We start from the raw sequence: 19,105 nt of genomic DNA, 5'->3' as shown, positions 1-19,105 counted from the left end.
TTATGAACATTCTGGAGGTAACCGATCTGCGGGTATGGCAGGAAGGCGGCCGCGTCATTGTTCCGGGCAGTTCTTTTCAGGTGACAAAAGGCAGCTGTCTCGCGGTTGTCGGCGAAAGCGGCAGCGGGAAATCGGTGTCGTGCCGGGCTGTGATGCGCCTGAATCCGCCTGGTATCCGCCAATCCGGCAGCATCCTGTTTGACGGGATAAATGTAACGGAGCTCTCTGCAAAAGAAATGCGGAAGCTGCGCGGCAAACAAATGTATATGATTCTGCAGCACGGCATGCGCGCGTTTGATCCTTCCAGCGTGATTGGCGTGCATTTGCAGGAGACGCTTGCCCGGCATCAAGGCTGGAGCCGGAGCGAAAGCGCCGCCAAAATTAAACAGGCCATGGAGAGTGTGCGGCTGAAGGACCCGTCGGTGCTCTTGAATAAATATCCGCATGAACTTTCGGGCGGCATGCTGCAGCGGGTGATGATCGCCTTGGCGATTGTGCTGGAGCCCGAGCTCATTATCGCGGACGAGCCAACTACGGCGCTCGATACGATTTCCCAATATGAGGTGGTGGAGCAGCTGATCCAAATGAGGTCCAGGCTTGGCTGCTCGATGATTTTTGTGTCGCATGATCTGGGCATTGTGCGGAAAATTTCGGACGAGGTCCTGGTTATGAAAGACGGCGAGATTATAGAGAGGGGTATGACGGAGGAAGTGCTGGCCGAAGCCAGACATGACTACACCCGCAATATGGTGCAGGCGAAGCGGAAGCTGGAGCGGCATTTCAGCGCAGTGATGGGAGGCGGCGGGATTGCTGATCGTTCAGGGGGTTGAGAAAACCTACATAAAAGGAGGGATGTTCTCCAGACAGAAGCAGGTTGTCCTGCAAAATATCAGCTTTGACGTGCATCCCGGCGAATGTCTGGGCATCATCGGCGAAAGCGGAAGCGGCAAATCCACGCTGGGCCGGCTGCTGCTCGGCATCGAAAATCCCGACCGGGGGAGCATCCGGTTTGAGGGGATGGAGATCGGGCAGCGAAAGGCCCGGCGCGGACGGATCAGCGCTGTTTTCCAGGACTATACTTCGTCGCTGCATCCGTTTTACACGGTGGAACAAGCGCTGCTGGAGCCGCTGCGGCTGAGCAAACATCCCAGGGAAGAGCTGTCAGCCAAGGTGGATTTGCTGCTGCGCCAGGTGGGTTTAGACCCATCATACCGAAAAAAATATCCGCATGAATTATCCGGCGGCGAAGCCCAAAGAGTGTGTATTGCAAGAGCTGTATCGACAGAACCCCGCTGCATCGTATTGGATGAAGCCATCAGTTCGCTGGATGGTTCGGTTCAGTTTCAGGTGCTTGAGCTGCTTAAAGGCCTGCGGGAAACCTATGCCATGAGTTATGTCTTTATTACGCATGACCTTCAGGCTGCCGCCTATATCTGCGACCGTATAATGATTATCCGGGAAGGACAGGTGACGGACATTATTCCCGTGGCGGAGCTGAAGAATGCACAGTCCGGTTATGCGCGTCAGCTGCTGTCTGCAATGATCCCCTAATTCCTGACGGCTGTAAAAATACCGGAGGCCCATAGAGGGAAGAAAGGAGCAGGAAACGTGAAAGGGGCTTTATCCTGGCCTTTTTTGAGGCTGTATTTGCTTACACTACTGTATTTTAGCGCCAATTCCATTCTGAACGTTATCATTCCTTTAAAAGGAGAGTCTGCGGGCGCAACCAATACGGCAATCGGCGTTATCATGGGGGCCTATTTGTTTACGACGATGTTTTTGCGTCCCTGGGCCGGGCGGATCATTCAGCAGGTTGGCCCGGTTCAGGTGCTGCGCATCATTCTGATTCTGAACGGATTGGCACTAGTTCTGTACACCGTTTCAGGGCTGGAGGGGTATTTTTTCGCCCGGATGCTGCAGGGGGCCTGCACCGCTTTTTTTTCGATGTCTTTGCAGCTGGGCATTATCGATTCGCTGCCGGATCAAGACCGCTCCCAGGGCATCTCGATGTATTCGTTATGCGCCGCTCTGCCGGGTGTGATTGGCCCTCTGCTTGCGGTTGGCATGTGGGAGTCGCAAAATGGCGTGCTGTTTCCTGCGGCTATGATTGGGATAGCCGTTCTTACGGGAGCGGTGGGATTCAGCGCCAGGATAGGGAACGGGGAACAGGAGTCGAAGCAGGGCCGTGAAGACTGCGGGGAACGGTACGGCGAGCGTACTCGTGAGCGGATAGGGAAGCATTGCCGGAAGCAAAGGGAACAATTCCGGGAGCAGCTTGGGGAGCAAAACCGGAAAGGACACGGGGACAGTACCGCCGCCAAAAGAGGGTCTATGCTTCACTCTTTCAGCCAGCTGTTCACCAACCGGCAGCTGTTCAGATGCTGCGTATTAATGCTGGGGGCTTCCATTGTATTCGGCGCAGTAACAACGTTTATTCCTTTATACGCGCCGCAAATCGAATACGGGAACGCCGCTGTTTACCTGATGCTGCAGGCCGGAACCCTGGTCGCCGCGCGTTTTTTTCTGCGCAAAAAAATACCGTCCGACGGGATATGGCATACTCCCTTTGTGGTGACGATCCTGTTCCTGCTTACCGCCGCTGCACTCTGCATCAGTGCCGCCCAAAAAGGCGGCGGGATCGTTTTTTATGCCGGTGCCGTAATGATGGGGATCGCGCAGGCGCTGCTGTACCCCGCGTTAACTGCCTATTTAACTTTTGTCCTGCCCAAAGCCGAACGGAATGTGCTGATCGGCTGGTTCATTGCCACCGCAGATTTGGGCGTCTCCATGGGAGGAGTAGTATTTGGACCGGTCGCTGACGTTTCGTCTTTTCCGGTGGTGTATCTCATCTGTGCGGCGCTGGGTGCGCTGCTCCTCAGCTTTGCTTATGAACGCCGCAAAACCTTTACCCGTCCGTAATAATGGTTCCCGCTCCAGTTCGGTGCAGCCGTGGCAGATTGTAACGCGTGACATGCACATAAATCCTTCCGTCCTCTGGGACAATGAATACATCACTCCAAGATTGGAAGGTGGGTTTTATGTTCACATTGCTGCTGTTTTTGGCTGAGCGGGCAGGGTCTGTATGCAAAAGACAGCTATCGTCCGCGCTGAAACCTGGCGCAATTTTCGCACTGCTGTTCTTTTTCGTCACCTATGGCACAGCCGCAGGTGCAGCGGAAGGCACGGCTCCAGGCGAAAGCGGAATGGACCCGGGGAAGGGGAGGGCGCGAATCGCCCTCATTGTCGACGACTTCGGCAACGGGCTGCGCGGAACAGAGGCGATGCTGAAGCTGCCCGTTAAGTTTACCGTGGCAGTTATGCCGTTTCTCTCCACTTCCAAAAAAGATGCCGAAACCGCCTACCGGCTTGGACACGATGTGCTGCTGCATTTGCCGATGGAGCCGCGTTCGGGCAAGCCGGAATGGCTGGGGCCGGGTGCCGTGCTGACGAGCATGACGGACGCGGAAATCCGCAGCCGGGTGGAAGCCGCGCTGGAGCAGGTGCCGCATGCGGTGGGCATTAATAACCATATGGGCTCCAAGGTGACCGGCGATGAACGGGTCATGGCGGCCATTTTGTCCGTCTGCCGGGAACGGGGCCTGATTTTTGTGGACAGCCATACCAATTACCGCTCTGTCGCCGGCAAGGTAGCGGTCTCCATGGGTCTTCCGCCGGTGGAGAATCAGCTGTTTCTGGATGATGTCCATTCCCGGCAGCATGTGCTGAAGCAGCTAAGGCTCGCCCGGAAACAGGCGGAAAGCCGGGGGTACTGCATCGCGATCGGCCATGTTGGCATTCAGGGTCCGGAAACCGCAGCGGGGCTGTACGCAGGCATCGACGAAACGGCGAATGCAGTCAGGTTCGTCAAGATCAGCGAATTGGTCAAAGAAGAATGGGGCTGGAATGCTGTGGTCACACTCCCATAAGATAAGTAACGACGCCGTCGGCGACCGCTTCCGCCAGCTTTTGGCGGCCGGCAGGACTGCACAGCAGCGCGCGGTCTGCCGGGCTGCTGATAAAACCTGCCTCAACGATCACGGCGGCGCCGCTCGTTTGATTAAGCAGGTAAAACGGCTTCCCTCCCTTAGGAACCGCCCGGGTTCCATAGATTGCGTTCAGCTGTTCTTGGATGGACCGGGCCAGCAGATAACTGCGGCCTTCTTTGGACCGGTACAGTACGAGCGGCCCCCGGCTTGAAGCGGATGGCGACCAGTTCACATGAATACTGACGACGAGTCCTGCCTTAAGCGTTTCGGCCAATTCTTTGCGCTGCGCCAGATCGCGGGTATGACGGGAGCGGGAATTCAGCCACCGGTTATCATCGCTAAGCGCGTAATCCCCATCCCGGTTGAGTACCGCCAGGTACCCGCCGGCTTCTAGCAGCCCGTATAATCTCCGGGCAAGATCCAAGGTAATGTGCTTCTCCAGAATATCGCCGTGCGACGCCCCGCCGTCGATTCCTCCATGACCGGCGTCGATCATAACCACCGGAATCGAGCTGCCGAGCGGAGAGCCGGGGGAACTTTTGATGCCGGCGGCTTGTACCGGGATATTTGTCAGCAGGGATAACATCAGGAAGAGAACAAAACATCTAACCTGTCTACCGGAGCGCCGGGGAATAACGCCGTATTTGTCCATTGTGAACCCCTCCTAATACTGGATTCTGTTAGAATGTGTCAACTTGTTCAGCTTCATGCAGGGAAAATGCCGTTTAGGACGGGAGCATTCGGAGAAAACTAGAAGCAGGCGGAAGCGGACCATTGCACAGTGTAGAAAGAATCTGGAGGTGACACAAATGGGAGCGCCCTCAGGCGACGAATTGGTAAAATACATTACCGAGCGGTTTGTCGGTTATATCGAGACACCGAAGGAAGAACGCAGCCGAAGTAAGGAAAAGACCCCTTGGTCAGTTACTTGGTTTGGCATGCTTCCCGTAGGATTATCCTTGTGGCGAAGCGGCCGCAAAGAAGCGCGGAACGCGGGGAAACGCCGCGGGACCGGGGAATAGCGTCTGGAGTGGGGCGATTGCAGCCATCCAGCGATTGAAATGCATTCTTAAAGCAAACATCGGATTCCTTGGAGGGAAAACGGTGAACTTTAAGGGTGCATTTTTTTTATTGCGAACAGCAGTAGTGTGAAAACGGTTTAGTGAGGTGAGACAGCGGTTCGAAAACGGCAGACTGCAAGCCCGAAACCCAGAACCTGCGTCCATCCCGTAATCCGCGGCCGATCTTATACAATTAGAAGCAGCAATGACCGGATGGCTTCGCGGAACCGGTCGGGCCCGGCAATGATGACCGGTTGACTGCATGGGACCGATCGGGTCAGCTAAGATGACCGGATGGCGCTTCCGCAGGGCCGGTTGGGTCAACAGACAAGATGGCGGAGACTTTCAGCCGCTGCAAAGCATAATGAGGAGGGATTGTATGCAGCCTGCAGTACAGCCTGCGACACGGCCAAACCCAAGGAAAAGGGGGCTCCTGGACGAGAAATACCGTTTGTTTTTGTATGCGCTTCCTTTCCTGCTGCTCGTTCTGGTGTTCAGTTATTTCCCGCTTTATGGCTGGGTGTATTCGTTTTTTAACTACCGGCCCGGCTTCTCCCTGGCTAACTCGGAATTTGTGGGTCTAAAATGGTTCCAGTCGATCGTGGCCAATCCGACCCAAACCAAGGAAGTCATCCGTGTGATGAAGAATACGTTCGCCATGAGCACCTTGGGCATCGTAACCTCTATTTTTCCGGTGATTTTCGCGATCATGCTCAGTGAGATCAAAAATACCTCTTACAAAAAGCTGGTTCAGGTTCTAACGACACTCCCGAACTTTATCAGCTGGGTGCTGGTGTATTCCATCGCTTTTATGATGTTTTCCGTGGACAGCGGCATCGTCAACAAGGTGCTGATCGACCTTGGCATTCTGGACCAGGGCGTCAACTTCCTGGCTTCGGACAGTCATACCTGGATTAAAATGACCTTGTGGGGGCTGTGGAAAGGGCTCGGCTGGGGTGCAATTATGTATATTGCGGCGATTACCTCCATCGACCAGGAACTCTACGATGCCGCCAAGGTTGACGGCGCAGGCCGCTTCCGGATGATCTGGCATATCACCGTTCCGGGCATTATGCCAACATACTTTGTTCTGCTGCTCCTGTCTATCGCCAACTTCATCAACAACGGCATGGAACAATTTTTTGTATTCCAGAACGCGATCAACAAAGATCATATTGAGGTGTTGGACCTGTATGTGTACAACGTCGGGATGCTTGGCGCCAGCTTTTCCTTCGCCACCGCGATCAGCATGCTGAAATCCCTCATTAGTATTGTCCTGCTGTTCTTCGCTAACGGCTTGTCCAAGCTGGTCCGGGGAGAATCCATCATTTAGGAGGAGTTGTTATGCGCAGCAAACTTGGCGACCGCACATTCAACATCATTAACTATACGCTGTTTGGTCTCTTTACCCTGATGTGCGTGTTTCCGTTTTATTATCTTTTTATCAACACCATCAGCAATAACGATTTAAGCTCCCGCGGTCTTGTAACCTTCTGGCCCAAGGGGATTCACTTCAGCAACTACATTGAGGTTCTTAAGCTGAAAGGGCTGGGTCAGGCTACGCTCGTTTCGGTGGGCCGGACAGTCATTGGCACCGCGTTGACCGTTCTCGGCTCTGCATTCCTTGGCTTCCTGTTCACGAAGCGGAAAATGTGGGCGCGGCGGTTCTGGTACCGGTTCGTTGTCATTACGATGTACTTCAACGCCGGCATCATTCCGTGGTTCATCATTATGATGAACCTTAACCTGACTAACAACTTCCTGGCGTATATTCTTCCGACCATCGTTTCTCCTTTTTACATCATTCTTGTAAAAACCTTTGTGGAATCCATTCCCGAAGTGCTGCAGGAATCGGCGGAAATGGACGGGGCGGGCCTCATGACTTTATTTATCAAAATCGTGTTTCCGCTGATCACGCCGATCCTGGCCACCATCGCCATTTTTGCGGCGGTTGCCCAGTGGAACTCCTTTATCGACACGGTCTTCCTGATGACGGACTCCAAGTACTATACGCTGCAGTTTGTCTTGTACAAATATTTGAATGAATCAACTTCCCTGGCGGCCATTATCCGGAATTCCCAAGGCTCGGCCAGCATGGATTTGTCCAATATGCAGACGGCGACGTCCATCCGGACAACCGTATCCATGATTGTCGTGCTGCCTATCCTGTTTGTTTATCCGTTTTTCCAGCGGTATTTCGTCAAAGGCATTATGATTGGCGCGGTAAAAGGCTGATGCCTCTCGCGCTGAACTGAACCGGATAACAAATATACAGATTGAACTATTGAATGACAGGAGAGAGGAGAGGACACGGAGGCAATTTGGAGATGGAGGAGCGAACGCGATTGCCTTTATTTTCGGAGTTCTACCACTAAATCAGGAATACCAATCAAGAACTCCGAAAATAACAGCAACCGGAAGTCCCAAATTCGCCGCAGTGTCAGTTCCATTCCACCTGTCTTTCTTAAGTTCAATCTATATAGATGGATTTAAGGGGGTGGTTGGCTCAGCAAGGGTGAGGCCACGTCATACCGATAGCTTTGAATGGGATGGAATGATAAAAGGGAGGCGAAGGTTTTTGAAAAAAACTAGAAGAATAGGGTCTTTACTGCTTTTGGCAAGTGCATTAGTTATGAGTTCGGCAGCCTGTTCAAATAACAATAATGCAAGCTCTCCATCCGCGTCAGCCCCTAGCGTTTCGTCAGGAACTGGCGAAACGGCCAACCGGGAAGAATACACCATCGACGTCTTCAGCATGCTGTCCAATTTCTCGGGCGAGCAAACCGGCTGGTTTGCCAAGGTGGTAAAGGACAAATTTAATATCAAGCTGAACATTATTTCCTCCAACCTGGAGGGCGGGGGCGATGTGAAGTTCAACGCCATGATGTCCTCGGGCGATCTGGGCGATCTGGTGGTATTCGGCGACGACGGCCAAAAATACCGGGACGCCATTGATGCCGGCATGCTGACGGACTGGACCAAAGACGGTCTTTTGGACAATTACGGCAAAAACATCCTGAAATACGCGCCCAAGGCGATCGAAAAAAACAAAACCAACTTCGGCGGCGGGTCCAGCGTTTACGGGATCGGATTTGACGTCGGAGAAGACAAACCGGGCCCATCTGAAGCCAAGGAAATGACCTATCACCCGAACTTGCGCTGGGACCTCTACGAAAAAATCGGCAAACCTGAAATCAAAACGATGGAAGACTATTTGCCTGTGCTCAAAAAAATGCAGGAAGCCGAGCCGCAAACCGAAACCGGCCGCCCGACCTACGCGTTCTCCATGTGGGCGGATTGGGACGGCAATATGATGATGCTGGCCAAAGCCTGGGCCGGTCTGCACGGTTATGAAGAAAACGACGGCTTCAGCCCCGGCGCCTTCACCTTGGTTTCCGCAGACGAGGAGAAGGTTCAGGGTATCCTGGACGAAGACGGGTATTACCTGCGGGCTTTGAAATTGTATTTTGACGCCAACCAAATGGGCCTCGTCGATCCCGATTCGCTGACACAAAAATTTGACGACGTCATCAACAAAACCAAAGATGGCCAGGTGCTGTTCTCGATGTTCTCCTGGGCTGACGATACGTATAACACACCGGAAAGACTGGCTGAAGGCAAAGGTATGGAACTCGTTCCGTTCAAAGAAGAACGTACGTATTCCTACGGGTTTGACCCTTATGGCGGAAACCGGGTGTGGGCAATTGGCTCCAAAGCGGAGCATCCGGAGCGGATCATGGAGTTCCTGGATTGGCTGTACAGCCCGGAAGGCTCGATGATCGCCAACAATGGTCCGGAAGGCATGGCCTGGGAGCTGAAGGACGGAAAGCCGGTGCTGACCGCGTTCGGCGAGCAGGCGTTACCGGCTAATGACACCCAGGTTCCTGATGAGTTCGGCGGCGGTACCTGGAAGGATGGCCGCAACCAAATTAACAATACCACCTTTAAACTGACGGCCGTCAACCCGGATAACGGGGAGCCTTACGATTACAATCTGTGGTCTTCGACGCTGGCCAAAACTCCGAACAAGCTGACGGAGAACTGGCGGGCGGCCATGGGCGCAAACACGCCAAAAGAGTATCTGGAGAAAAACAACCAGTTGGCCATTAACAAACCGATCTTCACCGGCACCGCTCCGGAAGTATTGAGCACAGAGCTGGAACAGATTCGCGGCCAAGTGGCTACGGTAATCAAACAGTACTCCTGGAAGATGGTGTTTGCCAAAGACCAAGCCGAGTTTGACAGCCTGAAAAAGGAAATGACCGAAAAAGCCAAAGGCTTGGGGTATGACAAAGTGCTGGAGTGGAACAAGGCGCAAAATCAAAAAACCTTTGAATACCGGAAAGCGGCGAAATAGCTGCCGCAGCCGGCTGGCGTAATATGTTCATAGAAGCAAGGATGCGTCCGGAGCGCATTCTTGCTTTTTGTTGCCCGAGATTCTGCCTGATGTTACATTAACTATAGATAGAAAAAAATGGCGGGAAGGTGTTACCGTTTGATTGGACGGCTGTTCAAGCGAGGCAGACGGAAGGAGAAATCCCTGCGCCGGACGCTCGCCCTGTACCTGGTAATCGATTCCCTTTTGCCGCTTTTGCTCGTAGGCGCCCTTGCCTACGCGTCCGTATACTCCGTTTTGTCCAACAAGGTGAGAAGCGGGATAGACGCCAGCCTCAAGCTGGAGGCGGCCAATCTTGAGAACGCTATCAAAAATCTCGATTTTGCCTCCAAGCAGTTTGCTCTGGACGCCCAGTTTGTGAATGAGGTATCCAGATATCTGCAAGAGAAGCAGGTCTACAAGAAAGCGCAGATTCTGGAGTCTATCCAGGAAAAAATCAATCTGGTTAACTTCACCAACCCTTACCTGGGATTAACCGCTTATGTCATGCCGGATGCCCCGGATCCCGTACTGTTCACCAATCTGAGCATCAAAGACAGGTTTGACCGCGACCGGCTTCCCCGGTTCGTTCAATACAATGGGGGCGCGTATTACGGGCCGCATCCTACCCAGTACAGCTCCCGCAGTAAGCTGGTGTTTTCGGAAATGCGGTTTATGCGGGTAAAAGGCGAGCACCCTGTTTTTGTCTACCTGGAAACCGACTACAGCCAATTCGAAACCATCCTGAACGACCAATCCTACGGAATGAAAGTCGCCCATTTCCTGGTGAATGATGTCAGCGAGATCGTATACACCGACCACCCCGGTTGGCCGGAAGGGGTGAAGCTGGCGGTTACGGAGAACGGGAGCGGCTACCAGAAGACCCACGGGTACCATCTGTTCCGTTTCAAAAGCCAGCAGGGCTGGCAGCTGGTCACTGCCGTCAGCGGGGCCACGTTTAACAGCGAAATGCATGACTGGATCAAGACTATGATCGTGATGGTCCTGGCGACTCTGGTGTTCGCTATTTTTTTGGCCTGGATGATCTGGAAGCAGTTTTACCGGCCCCTGCGTAACGTCAATGCGGAAATCGTGCGGATGGTGGACAATCGAACCCGCCCGGTTGCTTACACCAACGTGGAGGAGTTTGACTTTTTGCTGGGGAATTTCCAGAAGATGAAGGATGAAATCAATGTATTGATCGAGGCGGTCAAAACCAACGAAAAAGAAAAAGGGCGGTTTGAGATTGAAAAGCTGCTAAGCCAGATCAACCCCCATTTTCTGCATAACACGCTCAACAGCGTGCAGTGGATGGCCCGCATGAACGGGCAAAAGGATATTGACCGCCTGGTGACGCTTCTGATCAAAGTGCTTCATTATAACCTGGGCAAAAACAGCCTGATTGTGACCATCGCGGACGAAATAGAAGCGGTGCGCAATTATATGGAGCTGCAGCGGATCCGGTACGATTACGAATTTGAGTTCCGGATGGACATAGCGGAGGAGACACTGCATGTGGCGGTGCCCAGGTTCCTGCTGCAGCCGCTCGTGGAGAACGCTATCTATCATGGAGCCAGCGACCGCAAAGGGCAGCTGGATATTTCCATCCGGCAGTTGGAGCCGGACTGCGTGCTTATAACCGTAAAGGACAACGGCAATGGCATGGATCCGGATACGGCAGCCAACATTTTTACGGACGACGAGGCGGGCAGGAAACGAGGACTCGGCATCGGCTTGTCGTACGTGTTCCGCATGCTGAAACAATTTTACGGGGACCGGATGAAGCTAGGAATCGAAAGCGAGCCGGGCAAAGGCACCGTGGTCACCATTGTGATCCCCAAGCTTGGAAAGGAGCACTTCGATGATTAGAGCCATAGTTGTGGACGATGAAAAACTGGTGCGCAAAGGCTTTATCTCCATGATGAATTGGGCGGCGTTCGATATTGTGATTGTCGGGGAAGCCCCGGACGGCCATACCGCGCTTGAACTGCTGAAGGAGACGGGGGCCGAACTGCTGTTTGTCGATATCACGATGCCGGGCATGTCCGGTTTTGAACTGATCCGGCTGGTCCGGCAGCAGTTTCCGCATGTGCGGTCCGTGGTGCTCACCTGCCACCATGAGTTCGAATACGTTCAGGAAGCGCTGCGCCTGGGGGCGATCGACTATGTTGTAAAAACACTGCTCGAAGCGGAAAACGCGGACGAAACCATCGGGCGGATCGCCGAACGTTTCCGCTGGGAAGAAGCCTCGAAGGCCGCATTTTCCCAGGGGTCTGCTGTGGGCGAATCCTCCGCCTCATCCTGTCTTGTGTTCAAACCCCTTGTTCCGGCGGCTGACAAAAGCGAGCTGTTTCAGCTGTCGGCCGTACGCTGCAATCCGCTGGTCCAACTGGAAGAACTGGTCGTCGTTCCGCTCGTAAGTCCGGTCAAGCGCCAGGAGCTTGGCCGGGATCTGTCACGGAGTCTTTTGGAACGCTGGGTGATATCGATGGTAACCGGCTTGGAAGGCCGGTCAATGGAGGAGGTCCGGTCGAACCTGCTGGAGCGGTTCGGCAACGCCTTATACTACCAGGAGAACCCTTCCGCTCCGGTTATGCTGGAATACACGCAGCTCGCGCAGTATGCGGCGGCGGATGCGGCCAGCGGCGCGGGGGAATGGAGCCGTTTGTTCGGCGACCTGAAGTGGACGCTGCTCCCTGCGGACTGGCAGGCGATGTGCCAAAGGGTTGAAGCGGAGCATCCGCCCGCCGGGGTCCTTCGTTCTGTTTCGGAGGCCTTGTGCAAAGACTGGGAAGGGGTTCTGTTCAGCTCTGACGAAGCCGGGCAGCTGCGGTCCGCCGCTGTGCGCTGCCGGACGTGGCAGGGGCAAAAGGAGTGGTTCCGCCGCTTTGCGAACGACGTCCAGGCCCGGACGCTGGAGCTTGGGTTTACCAAAGAGGTGATGCTGTGCATGATTGGTGCGATGGTTTACATGAAGGAAATGTCCTGCAGCAAAATTACGCAGGCGGAAGTGGCGGACCAGGTCAAAATGAGCCGGAGTTACTTCAGCCAATGTTTTGCCCGGTTCGCCGGGGAGCCCTTTAATGTTGTCCTCCGGTCCATGCGGATGGAGCAGGCCAAAACCTACCTGCTTGAAAGCGATACGCCGGTTTACGAGATCGCCCTGTCGGTCGGATTCGAGGACGATAAGTATTTCAGCAAGCTGTTCCGGGATATGGTCGGCAAATACCCGACCGAGTTTCGTCTGATGGGCGGGAAGCTGTTTTGAGGGACAGCGGTTACCGTCCGGGTGATGAGGAGCGCAGGAACATATTTGGAAAAGATATAGGCTGACAGGGGACATGTGTGGTAAGGGGCATATCCAGACAGGAATATATCCTGGCAAGGACTTAGCCGGGCCAGGATAGGTTAGGTAAGGGGCTGGTCCGGACCAGGACTTAATCGGTAGGGGGTATTATATAGCGATGCGGTGAGGAGGAGACAGGTGGCAAGAAGGCGGGTTCTTTTGGGGTGTGTCATGCTGGTCTTGCTTGGTGCCTGCACCGGCAATGATCTTAATCCGCCCGTTTCGGGTGGCAGGCCGCTGCTGGCTGTTCCCGCCGGGGAAGAGGCGGCCTTCGGCCAGTTTCAAGAGCCGGTTACTCTCCGGATCGGCCTGCACATTCCGGTGTTGGACAACAATCCGGTCATTCCGTATATCGAGAAACTGACCCATATCCGGGTGGTCCATCCCTGGGAAGCTGAAGGGGAGACGGCGTATGAGCAAAAAATCAACCTGGCCATGGAGAGCGGCGATCTTCCCGACGCGATGATGGTCAGCCGGAAGCAGCTGGATGCGCTGATTGAGGCAGATCTGATCGAAGAGTTAACCCCAATTTACAGCGAATACGCTTCCCGGCAGGTAAAAGAGATCTATGCTTCCACCGATGGGGCGGCGCTTGCGGCCGCCACCCGCGGAGGAAAACTGTACGCACTGCCGAATGTTGCCATCGAAGCGGATTATACGACGCTGCTGTGGCTGCGCCGCGACTGGCTGGAGAAGCTGAAGCTTGCGCCTCCCCGGACTTTGGAGGATGTAGAGCGGATTTTGACTGCGTTTACCGAAAGAGACCCCGACGGGGACGGGCAAAAGAATACCTCAGGGCTGCCGGGATATAAACTGCTGGTTTACGGGAAAAAGCCGTTTATCGGCGGCTTCGACCCGGTGTTCAACAGCTATGGCGCATTTCCTAAGAGTTGGATCCGCAGCGCATCGGGCCGGGTGGTTTACGGGTCCATACAACCCGAAAACAAAGCTGCTTTAGCCAGGCTGGCGGACTGGTACAGCCGCGGCTTCATCGACCCGGAATTCGTTCTGAACGAAAACGTGGAAACCGCGATTGCTGAAAACCGGACGGGTTCATTTTTTGGTCCGTGGTGGGCGGCTTATTGGCCGCTTGGCGGCTTCCTGTCCCTTGACGCCGATGCCGACTGGCAGGCGTACGCGGCGCCGCTGCAGTCCGACGGTTCCTTCCGTGTGCATAGGGAAGCCGTTTCGGACCGTTTTTTTGTAGTACGCAAAGGGTATGAACATCCGGAAGCTGCGGTCAAGCTGGTTAATGTGCTGACCCGGCTGGAGCGCAAAGAAGATTCCCATACGGCGGATGTGGACAAGCTGGAGGAGGAGGCCGAACGCGCTAACGTTATGCTGCACAACTATTATCCCATCGATCTGATTCTCGACGACTCGGATGGCGTGACACGGCGGTACAAGGAAATGGAGGCCGTACGGGCCGGTAAAACGAAGCTGGAGGACCTCCCGAGAGAGACGGGGCTGCTGTACAAAAGAATTTATCAGGAGGATAAGATTCTTCGGCAGCAGCCCGCCGCCTGGTCGGATGCGCTCGCATACGGATCAGGCGTCAACACCCTGCTGAATCAGCAGTTGGTCAACACCGCCAGCGCTTTTGTAGGAACAACCCCTGCGATGGAAGACAGCTGGGAGATGCTTACGGAGCTGGAGAACGAGACTTTTTTAAAAATCATTACCGGACAGCTGCCGGTGGACGCCTTTGACGAGTTTGTCAGGGAGTGGAAACGTCTGGGCGGCGAGAAAATTACTAACGAAGTGAATGAGGCCGTCTCTCCCTGAAGGATTGAACATCCTAAAGGAGTAAGTCCCTGAAAAGGTGAAGATGCGCCTGCAGTTCAAGGAAGTGATGTCCCGCTTCTTCTGAAGCGTTTGGTTTTTGGCCGCAACTAGCTTTGAGGAAGCGGAGCCGGTTCGCCGGAAGGCAGCGGATGGAAGCTGCCTTTTTCCTGGAGCAGTGCGCCGAGCGGAACAAAACGTACACCGGCGCCATTTGGCAGCGCAGCGTATTCGGTCTGCCTTTCTTCGTCGGGCTGGTCCGGCAGGGCCGTCCAGCGTTGGACGCCGGAGAGAATAAACGGGGCCGCGAGCAGTCCGCCGCCTGTCCGGCTGCGGAAGACGATTCGGCTCCGGTCAAGCACACCCGACAGGCTGCCAGAAGCGGCGGCCCCGATTGTAACCGGCGGCTCTGCAAGCCAGCTTAAGTCTGCCGCCGGATCATCTTCTTCGGCTCCGGCGGTTACTTCGGCTGAAGCTGGAGTCCAGTCCCGATTGATCCCGCCGATCGGGGCGCTATGCTGGTTTAGCGCCTGTTCGGCTGCGCTCCGGGGCAGAAGCTCCGGTTTCCATGCGTGGAGATAGTAGACGGAGCCGGTGTCATCGCTAAGCTTCCACAGCGGGCGAAGCGGCAGATAGACCGCTTCCAGCTTTACCCGCGGAATCGAAGAAATCGGAATAAGGGCATCCTGCGCCAAAACCCGGCGCAGTTCGGTCAGACTATAGGGCAGGCCTTCAGTGCCTGCTCCGTATTCACTCAGCATGTAGCCGCCGTCCGTTTTGGCTGCGATGATCAGATAACCGATCCGTTCCTCGCCGCGCATCACATTCACCAGCCAGCCGTGGGTGCCTGGGCCAAGCGGGTGAATTTTGAGTTCGGCACCGGACCATCCGGTAAAAGGAGGAGCGGCGGCCAGTTTGGCGACAGCTTCTTTCACGAACAACCGCAGCTCTGCCGGTCCGGAGGTTTCGGGCAGAACCAGCCCGGTTTTCTGAGGTGTTGGCGTGGCGGCTGCTTGGGATGCTGGCGCAGCAGTCGCTTGAGTAGGAGCGGTTGGTTGAGTGGCATTTTGGGCTGTTGGGGGAGCGGTTGCTAGATCGGCTGTCTGAGCTGCTGATGTAGACGTTGCGTGAGCTTCTGGTGAAGCGGCTGTATGAACCCCTGATGGAGCGGCTGCTTGAGCTGCTGATGAAGCGTTTAGTTGCGCTGCCGGAGCAGAGGCCTTTTGGGCGGCTGTTTCCGTACCTGACGGCCCCGCGGCAGCCGCAGACGCCGGTGCAGGTTGAACCGGGAACAGCTGGACGGCTGCGGCGATGCAAAAAGAGATCAACAGTGTACAACGTATCGCGGTACGTTTAGGGCGTAACCAGTTATATAACGGTTTCATTTAACGCTCCTTTCAGTAAAACGGGCGGTCCGGTCAGGGCTTGACCGGACAAGGACAAGTCTATAGTTATCGTACAGGACAACCGCTGAAAAGACTGTTGCTTGCTGTCACGCTGCTAAGCCGCGTGCGGCTGATTTTTTGCCTGATTATAGCGAGCCTGGTCGCACGGAGCGGACTTAGCGCAGATGGTACAAACCGCAGGAAACGACGGTTACCGCGATTTTGGGCTCATACTGCCAGGTCATCTCTTCCTTGCGGCGGAGGTACTGGGCTTCGATCTCCGCCCGCTTTTCTTCGTCAGGCTCCTCCAGCAGCGGCTGATAATAAGCGTCGACAATTCCAAGCTCCAGCGCCAGCCGCTTTCGTGCCTGCTCCGCCCAGCCGTAATCCTGTCCTGCCAGTGACTCGGCAAGCGTGGTCTCCAGCCGGTCAGCCCCCTGCTTGAGCGATAGAGCGTGGGGCAGCACATGCATGTTCTCCGGCAGCCGGGGAATCAGCTCGCGCTGCCCAAGCCGCTGCTTAAAGCGCTCATCGACTTCACCCGTGGCCAGCGATACGCCCAGGAACCGCAGCTCCTCGCGCTTCAGGTCGCAGGTGAATTCGATTTTGCAGCACAGCCCGAGCCAAGGTTCGTAGGCGGCCGACAGCGGAGCGGATCGCTGCTCTCTGCCGGGCTCTTCGAACAGGTACAGGTATCGGCCTTCCTCACGGGCGGCGGACCAAATCTGCCGGAGCCGGCGGCTGCCGTATCCGACGTCTTCGCGGCGGATCAGTCCGGGTCCAAGCCGCGGCAGAGAAGGGACGATCCCGAAATACCGGCCGAGAATCGTGTCCTGCGGTGCCGCGGGCGCGCCTGCGGCTTGGGCTGGAGGGGGCGGGGAGCCAGCCGGACTGCTGGCGCCTTGCGGTAAACCGCCCGGGACAGGAGTCGGCCCGCTGTGCCCTTGAGCCAGAGCCCCAGAGGCAGGAGACGGGCCATCTGATCCTTGAGCCGAAGCGCCCGGGGTAGAAGCTAGCCCGCCGGCTAATCCACCGGGACCTGCAGCACCACCGGCCTGGCCCCCTGCCAGACTGCCGGGGGCCTGAGCTGGTCCGCCCGGCATCCGCGCGGGGTTGCCGACGCCCGGTGCATTGCCGCTTGCACCCCGCGGCGGAGCTTCCTTTTGCCCCGCGTCATAAGCTGCCGGGTCAAACACAAACGTAAAGGACAATGTCTCCGGCGGCGCGCCGGTGCGTTCGACAAACCCCCAGTAATAGGGGCGGTCGGTCAGCATTTTGTCGGCTTGGGGCGACAGCTTGACCGTGACATGGTGCGGGGAGGATTCGAGAATCGTGCATTCGGTCGCCTCCAGATACTCCAGGACCTGTTCCCGGACCTGCCGTGCATCCAGCGTCATTGTGTGCTCTCCTCCTCCACATGCTGCCGCAGCTCGTGCAGGCTCCGGCCGAGATGGTCCATTTTGCGGCGGATATCTTCGTCTCCGTCCGATTCGAGCATGATCTTCAGCAGACTTTTTTCCAGCGACTCGCTGCGCTCGAAGCGCTCAAGAATAACGTCGAGCCCGCCGATGACCATTTCGAACATGTTGATTTTTTCGTGAAGCAGATGGAGGATATGCTCCTCGATCGTTCCCACAGTGGACAAATTGTAGATCATCACGTCGTTCTGCTGTCCCAGCCGGTGTACGCGGCCGATCCGCTGCTCGACCCGCATCGGGTTCCACGGGAGGTCAAAGTTGATCATATGGTGGCAGAACTGCAGGTTGATGCCTTCGCCGCCCGCTTCGGTGGCAATCATGACCTGGGCGCGTCCGCGGAACAAATCCATCATCCAGTCCTTTTTGCCGCGGTTCATGCCGCCGGAATAAGGAACGCTGTGAATTCCGTGCTCGCGAAAATAATGCAGCAGGTACTCCTGGGTTGCCCGGTATTCCGTGAACACGATCGTTTTTTCCTGCATGTCCTTGATGAGCGAAATCGTTTTCTCCGCCTTCGTGTTGGCTTTGACCGTTCGAATGGTGCGCAGAAGATCCATCACCCGCTCAAACAGAGGAGAATCATCCGGCAGCTTTTTTGTCAGATTGGCCAGTGTCAAAAAAACCGCGTCCCGGCTGCTGCACACCTCCCGCTGAAGCGTTACCAGGGAAAGCATGCTGCTCAGGTTGCCGCCGGATGCCTGATACTGGTCTTTGACAAAGGCTGTGACCCCGTCATATAATGACTTTTCTTCGGCGGAAAGCGTCAGCGGGACGTTGCGGACATGGCGTTTGGTAAAAGCGACCGGGCCGTCGCCCCGGCGGTTGCGGATCATGACTTTGGACAGCTCGCCGCGCAGCTGCTCCTCGTTTTTCGGCTGCCGCTTGTCGACCACAAAGTTGGCGGCAAAATCGCTGTGCCCGCCCAGCTGGCCGGGCTTCAGCAGCGTAATCAGATTAAACAGCTCGCTCATATCGTTTTGCACCGGCGTTGCGGTCAGGAGCAGGCAGTATTTTTTGCGGAGCTGCTGGACGAATATATAATTGGAAGTTTTTTTGTTCTTCAGCTTGTGGGCTTCGTCGATAATCAGCATGTCGTATTCGCTCTCCAGGAGCAGCTGTTTGTGCGGATCGCGTTTGGCGGTATCCATGGAAGCGACAACGATGTCGCTGCCCCAGGTGTAGGCTTTTTTCTGGGCGACCGCAGAGATGCCGAACTTTGTGTTCAGTTCCCGGACCCACTGCAGCACCAGCGAAGCGGGGACCAGAATCAGCACGCGCGATACCAGGCCGCGGACCAGATATTCTTTTAAAATCAGACCGGCCTCAATCGTCTTCCCTAATCCTACTTCGTCCGCGAGAATGGCCCGGCCCGACATTTCAAACAGCACCCTGCGCGCCGTATCAATCTGATGGGGCAGCGGGGATAAGCCGGATAAATGCTTGACGCACTGCAGTTCTTCAAAGCTGGTTACCAGTCCGGCCTCTTCGCCGCGTTCAGCCAGCCGGGACAGCCGCCAGTCTCCCCAGGGCCCGCCTTTTTCATATCGTGTCTCCAGTTCGTTCAGCCAGCCCCGGTCGAACACCAGCGGGACAGGCAGCTGCGGCGCGGGCGTACCGGCGGCCGGAGCGGCAGGCTTGGGGGTCAATCGCGTCATATGAGCGCCTCCTCCGGTAATAGTGCCTAGACAGTCG

16 protein-coding genes are annotated in these 19,105 nt (G+C 55.7%); 12 read left to right on the top strand and 4 right to left on the bottom strand.

The window, feature by feature from the left end; genetic code table 11:
* Positions 1-2 precede the first annotated feature (2 nt).
* The 4 genes from cntD (at position 3) to ACE6ED_RS16525 (ending at position 3,926) form a co-directional block, all read left to right on the top strand.
* Positions 3-830, top strand: a complete 828-nt coding sequence (gene cntD, locus ACE6ED_RS16540; RefSeq protein WP_410828300.1) for a staphylopine uptake ABC transporter ATP-binding protein CntD — start codon at positions 3-5, stop codon at positions 828-830.
* Positions 808-1,551 (top strand): ABC transporter ATP-binding protein, encoded by a 744-nt coding sequence (locus ACE6ED_RS16535; RefSeq protein ID WP_410828299.1) that lies wholly within the window; start codon positions 808-810, stop codon positions 1,549-1,551. The genes cntD and ACE6ED_RS16535 overlap by 23 nt, the downstream gene beginning before the upstream one ends.
* Positions 1,552-1,608: 57 nt before the next feature.
* A complete protein-coding gene (gene cntE / locus ACE6ED_RS16530) occupies positions 1,609-2,919 on the top strand; it encodes a staphylopine family metallophore export MFS transporter CntE (protein ID WP_410828298.1) in 1,311 nt (436 codons plus the stop codon).
* Between the two features lie 119 nt (positions 2,920-3,038).
* A complete protein-coding gene (locus ACE6ED_RS16525) occupies positions 3,039-3,926 on the top strand; it encodes a divergent polysaccharide deacetylase family protein (RefSeq protein WP_410828297.1) in 888 nt (295 codons plus the stop codon).
* Here ACE6ED_RS16525 and ACE6ED_RS16520 read toward each other — a convergent pair.
* Complete coding sequence (locus ACE6ED_RS16520; protein WP_410828296.1) at positions 3,913-4,638, bottom strand: N-acetylmuramoyl-L-alanine amidase family protein; 726 nt, start codon at positions 4,636-4,638, stop codon at positions 3,913-3,915. The genes ACE6ED_RS16525 and ACE6ED_RS16520 overlap by 14 nt on opposite strands.
* A 157-nt stretch (positions 4,639-4,795) precedes the next feature.
* Between ACE6ED_RS16520 and ACE6ED_RS16515 the strand changes: the two genes are divergently transcribed.
* From ACE6ED_RS16515 to ACE6ED_RS16485, 7 genes are all read left to right on the top strand, one after another.
* Positions 4,796-5,008, top strand: a complete 213-nt coding sequence (locus ACE6ED_RS16515; protein ID WP_410828295.1) for a YqzE family protein — start codon at positions 4,796-4,798, stop codon at positions 5,006-5,008.
* A 418-nt stretch (positions 5,009-5,426) separates the two neighbouring features.
* Positions 5,427-6,380, top strand: a complete 954-nt coding sequence (locus ACE6ED_RS16510) for an ABC transporter permease (RefSeq protein WP_410828294.1) — start codon at positions 5,427-5,429, stop codon at positions 6,378-6,380.
* Positions 6,381-6,391: 11 nt separating this feature from the next.
* Complete coding sequence (locus ACE6ED_RS16505) at positions 6,392-7,282, top strand: carbohydrate ABC transporter permease (RefSeq protein WP_410828293.1); 891 nt, start codon at positions 6,392-6,394, stop codon at positions 7,280-7,282.
* A 343-nt stretch (positions 7,283-7,625) separates the two neighbouring features.
* Positions 7,626-9,404 carry an extracellular solute-binding protein gene (locus tag ACE6ED_RS16500; RefSeq protein ID WP_410828292.1) on the top strand — a complete coding sequence of 593 codons (1,779 nt, stop codon included), beginning with the start codon at positions 7,626-7,628 and terminating at the stop codon, positions 9,402-9,404.
* Positions 9,405-9,542: 138 nt separating this feature from the next.
* Positions 9,543-11,291, top strand: coding sequence for a sensor histidine kinase (locus ACE6ED_RS16495; protein ID WP_410828291.1), 1,749 nt, complete (start codon positions 9,543-9,545; stop codon positions 11,289-11,291).
* Positions 11,284-12,690, top strand: coding sequence for a response regulator transcription factor (locus ACE6ED_RS16490; RefSeq protein ID WP_410828290.1), 1,407 nt, complete (start codon positions 11,284-11,286; stop codon positions 12,688-12,690). Before ACE6ED_RS16495 ends, ACE6ED_RS16490 begins: the two co-directional genes overlap by 8 nt.
* Positions 12,691-12,906: 216 nt before the next feature.
* Positions 12,907-14,553: an extracellular solute-binding protein gene (locus ACE6ED_RS16485; protein WP_410828289.1), complete on the top strand. Its 1,647-nt coding sequence runs from the start codon at positions 12,907-12,909 to the stop codon at positions 14,551-14,553.
* 107 nt (positions 14,554-14,660) lie between these two features.
* Here ACE6ED_RS16485 and ACE6ED_RS16480 read toward each other — a convergent pair whose 3' ends face one another.
* The gene (locus tag ACE6ED_RS16480; protein ID WP_410828288.1) at positions 14,661-15,491 is read right to left on the bottom strand and encodes a hypothetical protein; all 831 of its coding nucleotides are present in this window, start codon (positions 15,489-15,491) and stop codon (positions 14,661-14,663) included.
* A 182-nt stretch (positions 15,492-15,673) separates the two neighbouring features.
* Between ACE6ED_RS16480 and ACE6ED_RS16475 the strand changes: the two genes are divergently transcribed.
* Entirely contained in the window at positions 15,674-15,907 is a 234-nt protein-coding gene (locus ACE6ED_RS16475) for a hypothetical protein (RefSeq protein WP_410828287.1), read from the top strand.
* 204 nt (positions 15,908-16,111) lie between these two features.
* On the opposite strand, the gene ACE6ED_RS16470 is transcribed toward ACE6ED_RS16475, so the two are convergent.
* Positions 16,112-17,332, bottom strand: a complete 1,221-nt coding sequence (locus ACE6ED_RS16470) for a YqhG family protein (RefSeq protein ID WP_410828286.1) — start codon at positions 17,330-17,332, stop codon at positions 16,112-16,114.
* Complete coding sequence (locus ACE6ED_RS16465) at positions 17,329-19,068, bottom strand: DEAD/DEAH box helicase (protein WP_410828285.1); 1,740 nt, start codon at positions 19,066-19,068, stop codon at positions 17,329-17,331. The genes ACE6ED_RS16470 and ACE6ED_RS16465 overlap by 4 nt, the downstream gene beginning before the upstream one ends.
* Between the last annotated feature and the right edge of the window lie 37 nt (positions 19,069-19,105).

Source organism: Paenibacillus nanchangensis, assembly GCF_046543445.1.
Taxonomy (GTDB): domain Bacteria; phylum Bacillota; class Bacilli; order Paenibacillales; family Paenibacillaceae; genus Paenibacillus_AQ; species Paenibacillus_AQ nanchangensis.
This window is presented reverse-complemented; position numbering and strand designations above follow the sequence as displayed.

Coding starts and splice junctions, on each gene's coding strand:
- cntD (WP_410828300.1), top strand. CDS start 3: ATGAACATTCTGGAGGTAACCGATCTGCGGGTATGGCAGGAAGGCGGC.
- ACE6ED_RS16515 (WP_410828295.1), top strand. CDS start 4,796: ATGGGAGCGCCCTCAGGCGACGAATTGGTAAAATACATTACCGAGCGG.
- ACE6ED_RS16470 (WP_410828286.1), bottom strand. CDS start 17,332: ATGACGCTGGATGCACGGCAGGTCCGGGAACAGGTCCTGGAGTATCTG.
- ACE6ED_RS16465 (WP_410828285.1), bottom strand. CDS start 19,068: ATGACGCGATTGACCCCCAAGCCTGCCGCTCCGGCCGCCGGTACGCCC.
- ACE6ED_RS16520 (WP_410828296.1), bottom strand. CDS start 4,638: ATGGACAAATACGGCGTTATTCCCCGGCGCTCCGGTAGACAGGTTAGA.
- ACE6ED_RS16490 (WP_410828290.1), top strand. CDS start 11,284: ATGATTAGAGCCATAGTTGTGGACGATGAAAAACTGGTGCGCAAAGGC.
- ACE6ED_RS16510 (WP_410828294.1), top strand. CDS start 5,427: ATGCAGCCTGCAGTACAGCCTGCGACACGGCCAAACCCAAGGAAAAGG.
- ACE6ED_RS16505 (WP_410828293.1), top strand. CDS start 6,392: ATGCGCAGCAAACTTGGCGACCGCACATTCAACATCATTAACTATACG.
- ACE6ED_RS16525 (WP_410828297.1), top strand. CDS start 3,039: ATGTTCACATTGCTGCTGTTTTTGGCTGAGCGGGCAGGGTCTGTATGC.